Origin of the sequence: Methanobrevibacter sp. (genome assembly GCF_030539875.1) — an archaeon.
Classification (GTDB): Archaea; Methanobacteriota; Methanobacteria; order Methanobacteriales; family Methanobacteriaceae; genus Methanocatella.
This window is the reverse complement of record NZ_JAUNXI010000018.1, coordinates 1-14,839: the sequence shown is the minus strand read 5'-3', so window position 1 is coordinate 14,839 and position 14,839 is coordinate 1. Positions and strand designations below refer to the sequence as shown.

Annotated in this window: 17 protein-coding genes; 3 read left to right on the top strand and 14 right to left on the bottom strand. The window is 33.0% G+C overall.

Annotation, left to right across the window (positions count from 1 at the left end; all coding sequences use genetic code 11):
- The first annotated feature begins 9 nt into the window (after positions 1-9).
- Together Q4Q16_RS07485 and Q4Q16_RS07480 are read left to right on the top strand one after the other, a co-directional pair.
- Positions 10-846, top strand: coding sequence for a TIM barrel protein (locus tag Q4Q16_RS07485; protein ID WP_303347104.1), 837 nt, complete (start codon positions 10-12; stop codon positions 844-846).
- Between the two features lie 200 nt (positions 847-1,046).
- Positions 1,047-2,171: an AAA family ATPase gene (locus Q4Q16_RS07480; RefSeq protein ID WP_303347103.1), complete on the top strand. Its 1,125-nt coding sequence runs from the start codon at positions 1,047-1,049 to the stop codon at positions 2,169-2,171.
- Between the two features lie 13 nt (positions 2,172-2,184).
- Here the strand turns inward: Q4Q16_RS07480 and hemA are convergent, their stop codons facing one another.
- The 3 genes from hemA to Q4Q16_RS07465 are packed head-to-tail and all read right to left on the bottom strand — an operon-like array spanning position 2,185 to position 4,479.
- Positions 2,185-3,378: a glutamyl-tRNA reductase gene (hemA, locus tag Q4Q16_RS07475; protein WP_303347102.1), complete on the bottom strand. Its 1,194-nt coding sequence runs from the start codon at positions 3,376-3,378 to the stop codon at positions 2,185-2,187.
- Positions 3,375-3,995, bottom strand: coding sequence for a bifunctional precorrin-2 dehydrogenase/sirohydrochlorin ferrochelatase (locus Q4Q16_RS07470; RefSeq protein WP_303347101.1), 621 nt, complete (start codon positions 3,993-3,995; stop codon positions 3,375-3,377). The genes hemA and Q4Q16_RS07470 overlap by 4 nt, the downstream gene beginning before the upstream one ends.
- Before the next feature lies 1 nt (position 3,996).
- Complete coding sequence (locus Q4Q16_RS07465) at positions 3,997-4,479, bottom strand: methanogenesis marker 9 domain-containing protein (RefSeq protein WP_303347100.1); 483 nt, start codon at positions 4,477-4,479, stop codon at positions 3,997-3,999.
- Between the two features lie 203 nt (positions 4,480-4,682).
- On the opposite strand from Q4Q16_RS07465, the gene Q4Q16_RS07460 reads away from it, so the two are divergent.
- The gene (locus Q4Q16_RS07460) at positions 4,683-5,372 is read left to right on the top strand and encodes a M48 family metallopeptidase (RefSeq protein WP_303347099.1); all 690 of its coding nucleotides are present in this window, start codon (positions 4,683-4,685) and stop codon (positions 5,370-5,372) included.
- Positions 5,373-5,378: 6 nt separating this feature from the next.
- Here Q4Q16_RS07460 and atwA read toward each other — a convergent pair whose 3' ends face one another.
- The 11 genes from atwA to Q4Q16_RS07405 all read right to left on the bottom strand — a co-directional run bounded on the left by atwA (position 5,379) and on the right by Q4Q16_RS07405 (position 14,655).
- The gene (gene atwA / locus Q4Q16_RS07455) at positions 5,379-6,977 is read right to left on the bottom strand and encodes a methyl coenzyme M reductase system, component A2 (protein ID WP_303347098.1); all 1,599 of its coding nucleotides are present in this window, start codon (positions 6,975-6,977) and stop codon (positions 5,379-5,381) included.
- A 74-nt stretch (positions 6,978-7,051) separates the two neighbouring features.
- Positions 7,052-7,762 (bottom strand): MJ0144 family RNA dihydrouridine synthase-like protein, encoded by a 711-nt coding sequence (locus Q4Q16_RS07450; RefSeq protein WP_368660220.1) that lies wholly within the window; start codon positions 7,760-7,762, stop codon positions 7,052-7,054.
- Between the two features lie 30 nt (positions 7,763-7,792).
- Positions 7,793-8,554: a GTP cyclohydrolase III gene (locus tag Q4Q16_RS07445; protein WP_303347096.1), complete on the bottom strand. Its 762-nt coding sequence runs from the start codon at positions 8,552-8,554 to the stop codon at positions 7,793-7,795.
- Positions 8,555-8,574: 20 nt separating this feature from the next.
- Positions 8,575-9,480: a 2-phospho-L-lactate transferase gene (gene cofD / locus Q4Q16_RS07440; protein ID WP_303347095.1), complete on the bottom strand. Its 906-nt coding sequence runs from the start codon at positions 9,478-9,480 to the stop codon at positions 8,575-8,577.
- A gap of 8 nt (positions 9,481-9,488) precedes the next feature.
- Positions 9,489-10,262, bottom strand: a complete 774-nt coding sequence (locus tag Q4Q16_RS07435; protein ID WP_303347094.1) for a coenzyme F420-0:L-glutamate ligase — start codon at positions 10,260-10,262, stop codon at positions 9,489-9,491.
- Between the two features lie 24 nt (positions 10,263-10,286).
- Complete coding sequence (locus tag Q4Q16_RS07430) at positions 10,287-10,913, bottom strand: IMP cyclohydrolase (RefSeq protein WP_303347093.1); 627 nt, start codon at positions 10,911-10,913, stop codon at positions 10,287-10,289.
- A gap of 16 nt (positions 10,914-10,929) precedes the next feature.
- Positions 10,930-11,340, bottom strand: a complete 411-nt coding sequence (locus tag Q4Q16_RS07425; protein ID WP_303347092.1) for a biopolymer transporter ExbD — start codon at positions 11,338-11,340, stop codon at positions 10,930-10,932.
- 8 nt (positions 11,341-11,348) lie between these two features.
- Positions 11,349-12,188: a MotA/TolQ/ExbB proton channel family protein gene (locus Q4Q16_RS07420; RefSeq protein ID WP_303347091.1), complete on the bottom strand. Its 840-nt coding sequence runs from the start codon at positions 12,186-12,188 to the stop codon at positions 11,349-11,351.
- Positions 12,189-12,278: 90 nt separating this feature from the next.
- Positions 12,279-12,893, bottom strand: coding sequence for a ribonuclease HII (rnhB, locus tag Q4Q16_RS07415; RefSeq protein WP_303347090.1), 615 nt, complete (start codon positions 12,891-12,893; stop codon positions 12,279-12,281).
- 47 nt (positions 12,894-12,940) lie between these two features.
- Entirely contained in the window at positions 12,941-14,014 is a 1,074-nt protein-coding gene (locus Q4Q16_RS07410; RefSeq protein WP_303347089.1) for a rod shape-determining protein, read from the bottom strand.
- A gap of 2 nt (positions 14,015-14,016) precedes the next feature.
- Entirely contained in the window at positions 14,017-14,655 is a 639-nt protein-coding gene (locus tag Q4Q16_RS07405) for a hypothetical protein (RefSeq protein WP_303347088.1), read from the bottom strand.
- Between the last annotated feature and the right edge of the window lie 184 nt (positions 14,656-14,839).

Here is a 14,839-nt window from a genome sequence, read left to right as displayed (position 1 = left end):
AAGATTTAAATGAAAAATAAAGTACTTTTTGGACCTGCCGGAAGTCCGGTCGGTTATAAAGGTGCAGGTTATAAAGCACCAAAATATATTTCACAAGAAGGTCTTGACTCTTATGAATACCAGTCTCCATATGGCGTTAGAATTGGAGAATCCTCTGCCACTACACTAAAAGAAGAATCAGAAAAACACAATATTTTAGTTTCAATGCATGCTCCGTATTATATTAACTTATGTGCAAAAGAAGAAGAAAAACTTGAGAAAAGTATTGGGCATTTGATAGCAGCAGCACGTGCAGGAGAATGGATGGGAGCATACAGACTCGTATTTCATCCCGGAGCATATTTAAATAGAAAACCTGAAAAAGCAATGGAAATATCAAAAAATACCATTAATCGATTATTTGAAAAGCTTGAAGCAGCAGGAATCAGAGAGTTTACATTTGCACCTGAAACCACAGGTAAAAGAACTCAACTTGGGAATATTGGAGAAGTTATTGAATTATGCGCCAGTTTTGATCATTTTGAACCAACAATTGATTTTGCACATATCCATGCAAGAGGCAGAGGATATTTAACTAAAAAGGAAGATTATAATTGTATTTTTTCAGCTATTGAAAATCAGCTAGACATTGATATCCTGCATTGCCATTTCACAACTATTGAATATGGTCACGGTGGAGAAGTGAAACATCACACACTAGATGAAAATGATGAATACGGACCAAATATCAAAGATTTACTTTCTAATCTAATCGATAACGGTTGGAACGCAAATATTATATGTGAAACCCCTCTTAGAGACATTGATTCACTTAAAATGAAAGAATTATATGAAAGTATGAAATAATTATTAACCAACCACACCCCACAATGTCAAGAATTAGATGAATGGTTTTAATTCAAATATCATTAAAAATGTTTCATGAATAAATAATATCAGTCTTGTTTTAAATATCACTTAAAAAAATCTCAGGAAATATCTCATCACATCAACTATTTAAATAATTAAAAACAATTTAGATATGTAAAAATATCGGAGGTGAGTTTGTGAAAAGTGATAATAAAAAAGTTGAAATAAAAACAACTAATCAAAAACAGACAGTCAAAGAAACAGAAGATAGAGAATATGCCGAATGTGTCATTTTAAAACCTGTTGGCTATCCTTTTGAATTCAACTTAATGGATGAAGATATAGAAATTACAAACAAAGGATTATTTGAAGAATACGCACGTGAACAATGGTTAGGATTGGTTGTTCGTGAAAACTCACATTTATTTGATCAAAAAATCGTACCTGATTACGGTTTTGAAATTATAAAAGCAAAACCCGATAACTCCATAATATCTGAAAACACAAGAATCAAATTAATAACTGATGAATTAAAAGATAAAAAGAAAATAACTTCAATTAAAACAGATATTCATATTTCAGATATTGTTGGGCAGGTTAATGCTAAAAATAAAGTAAAAGTCATAACAAAATTCTTGGAGGACCCTGAAAAATTTGGTCCATGGGCTCCAAACAACATACTGTTTTACGGACCTCCAGGTACCGGCAAAACCATGCTTGTTAAAGCACTTGCCAACGAGCTTGAAGTTCCATTATATTTAATAAAAGCAACTTCATTAATCGGAGACCATGTCGGAGACAGTGCATCTAAAATTCATGATCTGTTTAAAAAAGCTAGTGAAAGCTCACCGTCAATAATTTTCATTGATGAAATTGACGCTATTGCACTGCACAGATCTTTCCAATCAATTAGGGGAGACGTTTCTGAAATTGTTAATTCACTTTTAACTGAAATGGACGGAATTAATGAAAATAAATCTGTAATAACTATTGGTGCAACCAATAACTCAAATAATTTGGATTATGCTATAAGAAGCAGGTTTGAAGAAGAAATTGAATTTAAATTACCTGATGATGAAGAGAGATTAACCATTTTAGAAAATAATTTAAAAACATTCCCATTGGATTATACACTGGATTTAGAAAAAATTGTTAAAATTACTAAAGGATTATCCGGAAGAGACATTAAAGAAAAAATATTAAAAACAGCTCTTCACAATGCAATCGCTAATGATAGCGACATAATCACCATGAAGAATATTGATTATGCTATAAAGTCAACTAAAATTAAAAATAATGAAGTCAAAGGAATGTTTGAATAAACAAAATATGACTTTAATTAAAAATATACTCACAGGCTGCGATTATATCCTCGTTTTCTTCTTTTGCAGCTTCCTTAACTTTTTTGGATATGTCATAAAATATCTTATTCACTATCGAATTTGTTAAATTATCCAAAACTTTTGCACTGCCATCTACATCAACCAACTTAGCATTAGCTTTTTGAGTTTCATGTTCTCTTATTTCTTCCATAGATGCTCTTAAGTTACCGAGCAACTCATCAATACTCATTATTTTAAAGGATTCTTTAAGTAAAACAAACTCATTATTGATGATGTTTTCAGCTTCACCGAATTCCTTCAATCTGCGGGAAGTGTTTTCATCAGCAATTTCTCTTAAATCATCAATATTAAATGATTTAACGCCCAAATCAGAAACATCATCAGATATATCCCGAGGATTTGCAATATCCACCATCATTATGTCTTCATAATCCATGTCAATTCCCAAAAGGCGTTCCTTAGTAATAATCGGATGGGGGGCACTGGTGGCGCTAATAACTAAATCGGCAGTGGCCAAATATTTTTCCAAATCATTGAATAGAATAGCTTCTCCGCCCAAGTCTTTTGCAAGTTCAACAGCAACATAAAAAGTACGGTTTGCAACAAAAATAGCATTCAAATCCTTCTCCGCAAGGGCTTTGGCAACCAGTTTACCCATTTTTCCAGCACCAATTACCAAAACAGACTTATCATCCAAGCAGCCAATGTGCTTTTCAGCCAAATCGATAGCTGCCGAACCAATAGATACTGAACCTTTATTAATATTGGTTTTATTTCTAACAACCCTGCCAACATGAATTGATTTAGTAAAAATCAAATCAAGAACCTTGCCGCAATGGCGATTCTTTATAGCTTTATGTTTCGCATCTTTTACCTGACCTAAAATCTGGTCTTCACCAACAATCATTGATTCTAAACCGGAAGTCATCCTAAGCAGATGCATAACTGCAGATTGGCCATAATCTATAACAATACTCATATTTTCATGAGACAATAACTCTTCATCTTCAGGAATGTAATCATTGTGAATATAATATTCCTTTCTATTGCATGTGCTGATTTCAACATATTCTCCGATTGAATATTTCTCATGTAAATTGGCGAACAATTCATCAATTTCTTTTGAAATAACTTCCATAGATTGAATATCTGCAATTTTATGGTCAACTCTTAAATTTAGTATCAAAGTAATCCCCTTATTAAATTGTCAATATGATTTTTGGCTTCGTCAATTTCATTATTCTCAATCAAATCATTGATTTTTTTATCTTCAAAGAGTTCATAAAGAAATTTCCGCCTTTTCTTTTGATTTGAAATAACTTTCTTCAGTTTGCTTCGGGCATAATCTTGAAGTTCGATTTCCAGAATATCCTCTTCTGTAATGATTGATTGAATTTTTTTTCTAAGCTGTCGGGCCATCAGAGGGCTTTTGCCATTGGTAAAAATAGAGATTTCAATGTCTCCAATATTAAAACTTGTTGGAACAATCACATTTCCCTCTTGTGGAAAATCCGCCCTGTTTACAAGTTTATCCTGAGCAATTCCACAAACATAATCAGACAACTCCTTATCGCCGCTGGCCACTACAACCAAATCAGCCCATTTAACCAAATCATCCACATCATTAACTGAATATAAAACCGCACCTTTGGATTTCAATTCTTCAGACAACTCATTTCCAACCAGCCTTACATTAGCTCCATGGTCCAGAAATTTATTTGCCCTTCTAGTTGCAACCTCACCAGCACCTAAAATAAAAATATTCAAATCAGCAGTTTTCAAATAAAGAGAAGTCCAATCCATTTTAATCAGAAGTTTCAAGAGACCTTGTATGTAAAACTTTTACAGCTGCCCTTAAATCATTATTACATTCAGTTAAAACATTCATAGCCTCAAGTTTTGTAACATGGAATGTTTCGGCTAATGCTTCAGCTTTTTCATCTGGAGCCGGTTTGTCAACATTAACCAACTTTTCAGACAATTCCTTTTTCAGGTCCAGATATTCATCATGAGTCATGCCCATACTTTTTAATGTCATGTCTCTTAATGGGCATGGTTTAGATGGTTTACAACACCATACAAGTGATCCGAAACAAGTACCTGCCCCTTCACCTAATCTGGTTTCTCTAGCAAATTGAGTCTTAATTTCAATATATTCCTGAGTAGTTAAATTAACTTCATGCAATACGTTTAAAACAGGACATGGTTTAACTGGTGGGCAACAAAAAGCAAGCCCCCTAGCATCTCCTCCTCTACAAATATGAGACGGCGCATCTTCCCAAGTCATAATAAACCTCCAAATATTTATTCGCCACTGCGAATACAATCATGATAATTAATAAAATTATAATAATATAATTTATTCTAACTATCTATATATAAATCTTTTTTAGAAGACGGATTATTAACTAAAACTCGTGATGACAAACAAAAAGATAATTGATAACCAAACTTTTAATATATCAATCACTAATTTTTATATAGACTAGTATGAAAAAACAATTAATAATTGACGGCATCACCATTAATTTAGAGCTGAAAAATATAAAAAACATATATCTTCGGGTCATACCTCCGAATGGAGATGTTAAATTATCCGCTCCATCATCCATATCAGATGAGGATTTACTTGAATTTATAAAATCTCGAAGAGAATGGATTTTAGAAAAGCAGACAGTTATTTTAAACAGCAATATCCAGCCTCCCCTAAAATATGTAACCGGCGAAAAACACTATTTATGGGGTGAAGCATACACTTTAAAATTAATCAAAAACAGCACTGCAAAACAAGTATTGGCTGATAAAGAGAACTCTATTTTATACTTACCCACACCTTCCAAAAATACAATAGAAAAAAGAGAAGAGATAATGGTGAAATTTTATAAAAGCCAGCTTCAAGAAGCATTACATCTCGTTTTAGATAAATGCATAAAAATTGTTGGAAAATCCCCTGCGGAAGTTAAGATTAGAAAAATGAAAAATTGGGGCAACTGCAGATGGCATGATAGGACAATAACCCTGAATTTGAATTTGGCAAAAAAAGATCAGACCTGTTTAGAATATGTTCTAATTCATGAATTATGTCATTTAATAGAATTCAATCATGGGAAAAAGTTTAAAAAATTAATGGACAAATTTTGTCCAAATTGGAAAAAAATAAAAAAAGAATTGAATGAATAAAAAGACCTATCTTTCCTTAAGCATGTCTTCTTTTTCATCAGCAGTCAATTTATCAACAATTTCTTCAGGAGTTCCTATATCTAAGAGTTTACCGCCCCTCATTAAAGCAGCCCTATCACAAACATCCAAAACAAAGTCCATATCGTGAGAAATGATAATGAATGTTTGCTCTAATTCATTACGGGCTTTTAATATGGAATCAGTTACAATAACCCTGGTAATAGGATCCATAGTACCTGTCGGTTCATCTAAAAGAATCAAAGTAGGTTCTTTAATTAAAACTTGTGCTAAAGCAACCCTATGTTTTTCACCTACACTTAACTGATCAGGATATTTATCAAGAATGGTTTCTGCAACATCATCTGAAAATCCGACAGTGGTTAATGCATGAATTGCTTTAATTTTACCAAACTCAGCAGGTAAATTTAAACTAATTGCATCAGTTAAGTTACCTAAAATAGTTCTGTGAGGATATAATGAATATTCCTGATGTAATAAACCAATATACGGCATGATACGTCCACGGTTGAGAGGACCTACCTTAGTCATATCAATCCAGTCATCACCAAGCTTAATCTGTATATTTCCGCCACTTGGTTCAGTTAGTCCCATTAACATCCTGGTTGTAGTGGTTTTTCCAGAACCGCTTAAACCTACAATACCAAAGATTTCATCTTTATTGATGGTTAAATCTACACCGTCAACTGCTTTAACAACACCCCTTTCAATGGAATAATAATGCTTTTTAACATCTTCAAGAATTACTTCCGGTTCACCGAATTCCGGAATTTCAGGTTTTTTAGGAATTGGAATTGTAGCTACAAATTCATCTACAACTTTTTGAGGGTTGCCTTCTTGCTTAATTCTGCCATCTTCCAGCCAAATTACATTATCCGCCAATTCAACCATTACTTCAGGCCAATGTGAAGTAATTAACATAGTGATTCCTTCGTCTTTAACGCCCTCTTTCAAAGTATTATGAAGTTTAATCGCAGTTTGTGGATCCAAAGTACCTGTCGGTTCATCAGCTAAAAACATCATTGGAGATTTAGCCAATTGCCTTGCAAGTACAACCCTTTGTTTTTCACCACCACTTAAATCACGAGCAATATGAGTAATCCTGTGGTTCATCTGAACCATTTCCAATAACTCCAAAGCATCATAAATACTTTCATCATACTCTTTGCCTTCAGGCATTGCCCTCATTACATTTTCGATAACAGTTTCCTCATCATATAACGCAAAATTACGTTGCAGCATAATGGAAATTCTTCTTTTTATACTTGCGAATAATTTTCTCTCAGCATTGAAGAAATCAACTTCTTTTGCCTCTAAAGTTGCACCACAACTACATTTTTCATTAGCATGTGACGGTGAATCTACTGCTAAACAATTAGGACAAACAGCTATATTGAAGATAACCTGACCTGCATCAGGTTTATAATCCAACGTACCCCTGAGCATATTAATCAAAACAGACTTTCCACTTCCACTACGCCCCAATATACCTAAAGTTTCACCTTCAGCAATTTTTAAATTAATATCTTTAAGAACATCAACACCATCAAAATTTTTAGTAATATTTTTAAGTGTTATAAAATCCATGAAATCACCTATAAATTAATTTATATTTAAGACTATTAATAATACTTTCTAATAACAATTGTTTTAAAAAAAAATTAAAAATTAGTTATATCAAAGTCCAAATTAGCAGAAATAACCGAACGAGCTATTGAAAATCCGTTTACACCAGTATCAATCATTTTTTTAACATTTTCTAGCGAATTTACAGAATTATTACCAATAACTTTAATATTTACATTATTGCAAATTTCTTTTAAAAGTTGCCAGTCCGCTTCAAAAACACCCGGTTTCATTGCATCAACATGCAAATAATCGGCCCCTGCATTTTCAACCAACTTGGCGATTTTTAAAGAATCTACACCCTCAACATTAGCTCTAATCTTAACTGAAACTTCACTGGAAACATTATCAGCAATTTGAGAAATGAATTTATTTAAATCATCTCTTTTCAACATTTCTTGTCCGCAACCAATAGCTAAAATTTCATTTTGACGACAATGACAATTAATCTCTACAATATCCAATTTTTTAATGTTTCCAACTTCAATAATTGGCTGAGGATTTGTTGAGCGCACATTAGCTGAAACTTTTACATTCCGATGAAATTTCTTAATTAAACCAACTTCATTTTCAATATGATTAAAAATCATATCCAAAGGAAAATCAAATTCCTTCCTGCCCCTTTGAATGATTTTTTTACTTGCTTCAATAGTTGGAGTGTCTAAACTATATCCTCCCAAAGTAGCCACATTAAATCCATAAGGAATAACTTTATTTAAAAAATCAGCATCAGTTATACCTGCCATTGGCGCAACTACTTTAAGCATGAAAATTCCTCAGTCGTCTTTTTCAACAACCCAAGTCCACATTCCATTATTGTGAGCACGAATTTCTTCCAAACCGATGTCTGCCATATAAGCCGCATCTTCAGCATTTTTAGCCCTTCCAATTCCTGCTTTAAGCTGGATTCCGATTTCCTCATCAATTTCAATCAATAAGGATTCGATTTCCTTTTCAGACAAACCGTTACATGGCGCCATGAAATTGTCCCCACCAATGAAGAACAGTAATGCTCCTTTTTTAATTAACTTGGTCATTAAGTAATGTTGAGCTTTATTAACACTGAAACTCGCATCAAAAGCAGATTCAATATCTGTAAAGGTTTCTGTGACACTATTAATATCAATATGAGCTGCTTGAACAAAACTGTGGTCTTCATCAACCAAACTATCAATCGCCAAAATTTCTTTTCTCTCTCCGGATTGAGCGCTGCCCGCTTTTTGAAGAGCAATGGTGGCTAATTTTTGAGCTTCATGAGGAGTTTTAGCAGCACCTACTCCCATACTTATGGTAATAGGATACTTGTTTCTAATAGACCTTTGAATTCTTAAATGGTCCTCTTCATTTATACCATTTGAAATTGCAAGCAAGTTATCAAATCTGGTAAAGAATACCAAACCTTTTTTAGATCCGAAATAACTATTTAAATCAGCAAATAGTCTTGCTTGAAGAATTTGTAAGTCAGATTCAGTTCTAGGTCTTGGAGTAACAGTCCAAGGCCCGTAATTGTCAATTTGTATTAATGTCATTTGTATCATTGAATAACCTCTTTTCATGATTAAGGAATACAGTCAATAATAATTTTAGCCAAATTTTTCTTAGCATCTAAATTATTCATTATGGTATTTGTAAGTAATACCTTATTAATTATTTGATTTACCTCAACTTTTTTGTCTTCATCCTGCACATCAATTATCATCGTATTTAAAAAATCTTTATACAGCAAAGCAACGCCAACAGATGAAACTTCAATATCTAATGCTTTCATAAACTTGTTTGCAGGCCCAGAAACAGAATCAGAACCGATAATGGGAGATACTGCAATAACATAAGTATCTTTTAAGGCATCGCGAACACCTTCTAAAGATAAAATTGGTAAAATTGAAGTAATTGGATTTGATGGACCGATAATCACCGCTTTTGAATTTTTAATAGCTTCAGTTATTCCTTCAGATGGAGAAACATTAGAAAACTTAATATCCAACACTTCAGGCTCAGATTGGTGCTTAATTAAAAAGTCATGGAATTCCAATTCACCAATGTCAGTAATAATTTTAATATCTGAATTTTCCTCACTCATCGGAATAATCCTTGAAGAAATACCCATATTCCTTGCTTGAATTTCACATGCCCTATTAAGGCCATATTTTTCCATTAGCTGTGTCTTTTGTATTTTAGTTGCACGGTCAATATCTCCGATTCTAAGTAATTCCTCACAACCAATTTCTTCAAGCCTTTCATGAGTTATGAACGTATCGTCTTTAACACCATACCATAACTCATCATTAATCATGTCTGCCATGGTATACAATACGGTATCAATGTCTGCAGAGACATAAACGCCTGAAAAATAATCATTTTCTAAAGTATTAACAATAATTGTTAATTCACCAGGATCAATAACTTCCTTTAACCCTTGCAATAACTTTGGAGTACCAGTTCCACCAGATAAAACAGTAATCATAAAACCACTTATTTTCTAAATACATCAAATTTCTTCGGCATGAGCACAGGATTGATTGTTGAATTAACATCCCTTAAATCATCGAAACTTTGAAAACCTCTGATAATAACAGCAGGCAAACCTTCATCAGCCTGACCCATAATAAGAGATGCTGCAGATGCCAATTCATCGCAGGTTGCAATCTCGGTAGTTTCAAGTTCTCTACCATATAAGTCCTTCTCACCGACTCGTTTCCATATCGGGGAAATGCCCGAACATCCAATTGCAGTACCTACAGCACCAAACCGGAATGCCCTTCCCTGAGTATCAGTGATAATAACTGCAATTTCTTGGCCGAACTTATCTTCTAAAAATTCACGAATTTCAAAAGCTGATTTATCAGCATCACGAGGCATAGGTGTGGCCAGGCCATTACCTACATTGGATTCATCAATACCTGCATTAGCACAAACAAAACCGTGAAGTGTTTCAGTTATAATAAAATTTGGACCCACTTCAACAACTTCGTTAGACTGCTGAATAATAGCCTCCACCAATTTAGGATCCTTTTTACACATCTTGGCCAATTCAAGAGCAGTGACTGAAGGAGTCAGCTCATCCAGTTTAATGAAATTTTCTTCGGCTTTTGAAATTAAAGTTTCAGCAATCAATATAATATCTCCATGAAGAAGTCCGCAACCTTGTTTTTCAATAGCTTCTGCAATGATTTTCGAAATATCGCTATTCCCATCAATAATAGGAATATTCTCTAAACCAAATAATTCAATACTCATAATAACCATCTAAAAAAAATAAAAAAAGAAAAATTAGGGATTGTAAACATCAATAGTCCATTCCCCATCAAAAACAGATGCTGAAGAAGAAACCGGCTTTTCATAATCTGCAAAAATACCTTCATCAAAAATATATTTAGCCCCTTCAGAAGAGGTTTTCGCTTCAAAATCAACAGCATCAGGTAATTGACTGCCATATGTTGAAATGAATGCTGCCTTACCATATGGAACTTGTTCAACAAATATTTTTTTATCATTGACTATGCCAATGAAACATTCGTATTCATCTTCATCAGTACTTGATGAAACAACAGCCGCAATTCTTGGAGTATGATAATCATCTTTTTCATAGTCCATTGTAAGTAATGAATATGCCATCGCATCCCTCATATCCATTCCTACAGCTATTTTATCTGCTATAACATCTGTTTGAGATCCATTAGATACAATTGCAACATCCTTCACAATACGGATACAATTGTAGGTAATATATGGATTTACATAAATATCCTTTTCAAATCCTTCTTTTGGAACAACAGATGCGCGATTTTCATATTTTAAACATTGCCTATTTGGAAATGACCTGCTTGAAACCCTATATGCAACAAAAGAGTTACCGTCACAGTTCATTCCCGCGGATAGAATTCTACCTGTATACATTTTTATTCCTCAATTTTTAAATTTGTGGACGTTGAACCGCTTTATCGGCTGGAAAACCTGCAGGAGTTACAATATCAATTTCTCCGGGCTTGATTATAATCTGACCCTGATCAATTACCCTTGCTTGAACTCCAACCGCATTACCCGAAATTGCATCTGACCTGTCTTGACCATTTACTGTAACTTTATGTAGATTAGCTACAGGCATTACATAATATTCAACATCCCCAGAAACATCAGTAACATTAGGTTTTCCAGTTGCATCCGCAACATCAGAATCGTCGGTTTGAACATCAGTAGCTGAAAAATTACTTGTAACAACTAAAAAAATCATAATGGTGAATAAAATATCAATAAATGGAACTAAATTAATATTTAACTTGCTATCAGAAACTTTCTTTTTATGTTTTCTAACATCAATAGCCATGTAATCACCTATTGTTTTAGTTTACTTTCTGTAATTTCCGCATTAACATTACATTTTTCTAAAATAATATTCGAGATACTTTTATCCAACATACTTGGTTTGAAAGAAACTTTAATATTGGCATACGGATCAGAAATCAGCCTTGTATTAACAACACCTTCAGCTTCTTGTAATGCCTCAAGTGCACATTCCACATTAGAATCAACTCTAACTTTAACAACCGCATATCCCCAATTGGTCATTTTTGTAGCAAGTTCAATTTTATCCAGTTCCACTTCAATAAGACCCTGAATATAAGTATGGAGCGGCAACAATACAATTGCAACTAAAAGCCCCATAATAGTAGTAGTTAATGCAACATAAATACCTTCCGCCATTGCAGCAGAGTCCGGCTGAACGCCTAATGCTTTAAAAGTCATCCAAATACCAATAACAGTTCCAATTAAACCTAAAAATGGAGCCAGTTCAGTAAGGGTTTTAATGGTGCCCAACCCATTAGTCATTTTTCCAACTTCAACAATTAAGATTTGTTCCATACTTTCTTCAACTTCAACCTTATTTTTATAACCAATCTTTAAAGTTTCAGAAATAATTCTGGAAATAGGATTTTTAAAACTGTTTATTTGTTTTAAAGCTTCTACAGCCCCACCCCTTTCCATAGATGCGGTTACAACACCTAAAATTTCTGTTGTATCCACTTCACTAATTTTTCTAAGATATGCAATCTTTCTCAATGCAATAATAATACCATAAATTCCAACAAAAAGAATTATATAGGTAATAATTCCCCCTTGGGTGAAAATATCCATTACTCCATCAAAAATTGGCATAATATACTCAATAATCATTTTCATCCTCTAAAAATATTAAATTGAAAATTATTTATAAGAATAATTTATAAATACATATACTTAAATATTATTTAAAAAAGAACTTAATTACTTCATTTTTGCAACAGTAGCCCATGATTTTCTAACAAAATCCGGCATTTCATCATAGGTAAAATTAGTTAAAAATTTTTTTGTTGCAGGGTCTGAAGGATAACCTGAGCCAATACCACCAGATTTGATATATTCTTTATTGATTTCATTAATATAATTGTCTCTTTCAACTTTAGCAATGATAGACGCTGCGCCAACTTCAATATACTTATCATCCGCTTTATGTTCTGCAACTACATTACAACCAGTATCTTTACATAAGTTTTCCTGAAAACGTTCTGCTTTAACATCAACTGCATCAACAATGGATTTTTCGGGTTTTAATTTTAAAATAATACTTTCCATAGCATTTTTTTCTATTTCATTAAGATTAACACCTTTTGCCCTTAATTCATCAATTTCACGAGCGGAAATAATAACAATCTCATATTCAAACATCTTTTTTAATTTTCTAGACAAGATTGTGCGACGATTAGGAGTGATTCTTTTTGAATCTTTAACACCCATTCTTTCAAGAACTTTATCCATTTTTTCAGGAACAATAACTCCTGCAATAACCATAGGCCCTAAAACAGAGCCTCTGCCTGCCTCATCAATTCCTAAAATATCCATAAAAATCAGTAAAAAAAAAAGTAATAAAAAGAAATAAATAAAAATATTTATTTCATAGCTCTGAGACGAACTTCAGGTTCTAATGCAAGAGGTTCTGCAGCAACAATTGCTGTGCCTTTTGCTACAACAGTCATTGGATCTTCTGAAACTTCAATAGGTATGGAAATCTCATCAAATATTCTTTCTTTCATACCGCGAAGTCTAGAACTTCCGCCAACAGCAACAGAATTATTGTAAACACCCATCATTAATTCAGGAGATAATCTTTCTAATATTACATTTAATCCACCAATAATTTGTTGCATGAAAGGTTCAACAGCATCAGCAACAAGCATTGAGTCAATTACAACTTTTTTAGGCCTATTAGTTTCTAAAGATTTACCGATTACTTCTACGCTTAGATTTTCTAATTGTTCGGAACAGTGAACCATACCCACTTCAATTTTAGCGGCTTCAGCATCCTGAATACCAATTGCTACATCATATTTTTCCGCTACGAGTTCAACAATTTTGTTATCAATATCGTCTCCACCACATCTAACAGTTTCAATATCGTTAATACCACCAAGAGAAATGATTACAATATCAGTTGATCCCGCACCAACGTCAACAACCATGGTTCCGTTTGGTTCTGCGATAGGTAATCCCGCACCAATAGCTGCTGCCAATCCTTCACTAATAACTAAAATATTTTGTGCCCCTGCTTTTCTACCAATTTCTTCAGCAGCATTTTTTTCCACTTCAGAAGCATCTCCAGGAATACCGATAACAATTCTCCCAACGCTTTCGCCTTCATTAATACCAATTTGCATTGCTTTAATTAATAATGCTTGAGCCTGAACAACATTTTCAATTACACCTTTTTTCAAAGGTCTTACTGCAAGAATATCCTCCGGAGTTCTTCCAAGCATTCTTTTAGCCTCTTCACCAACAGCTAAAACTTCTGATGGATCATCTTTTTTAACAGCAACAACAGACGGGATTTGGTATAAATCAAATTTATCCCCTGAAGGTTTTGCAATAACAGTGTTTAAAGTTCCTAAATCAATTCCTAAACTATTGCTAATAACTTTGGTGTCATTAATTTGTGGTTCTTCCTCTTCTTTTCCAAAAATGTTCATGATTACTCCTCCGTTACAATATCTTTAAAGTCTATAACGAAAATTCTGTTAGATGTAGCTATACTTTGAACTTTTTTAATTTCCTCTTTTTTATCTACAGAAATCAAAATTGTTGACAAAACAACTTCATTCACATTATAAAATGGTTTCAATGCAGATTTAATAAAATTCGGCAGTTTTACTTCACTATTTAAATCAACATCAATAAATCCGGTAGTTTGTGAATCCTGTAAAATCGCAAATGATACTTTTGATTTTTCAATCAAAGAAACTGCTTTTTTAATTATATTGTCCGGAGCAATGAAGACCATCAAATTTGGTTCATCAGATAAATATTTGCGCAATATTCTTACGTAAGCCCCACCATTTTGGCTTGAAAAATTTTTAAACTCATCAATAACAATGGAACTGCCATACAGCATGATGAAGTCATATTTTTTATCTAATTTACCTTCATTTAAGATTACATGTTCCCTGAACAATATTTTGACACTGTGATGCGATGCAATAGCCTTATAAGCAATTTTATCAATTAACTCAGCATTTCCTGCAATAACACACCAAGTTTTTTCAATCTTGTACTCTCCATTTGAAGAAACTTTTGCAGCTTGCCTAAGAACACGTATACTATCTTCAATCATCCTACTACTCGCATTAATATTAATTTAAATTTGATTTACTAAAATAAACATCGTCTTTATTAAAAAATATTAAATTTAATTAAACCAATGTCAAATCCAACATTTTAAATTAAAGAATGTATAAGCTATTTATTAAAGTTTAACCATTATTATTTATTAAGAATATTATTATATATAATTTTAT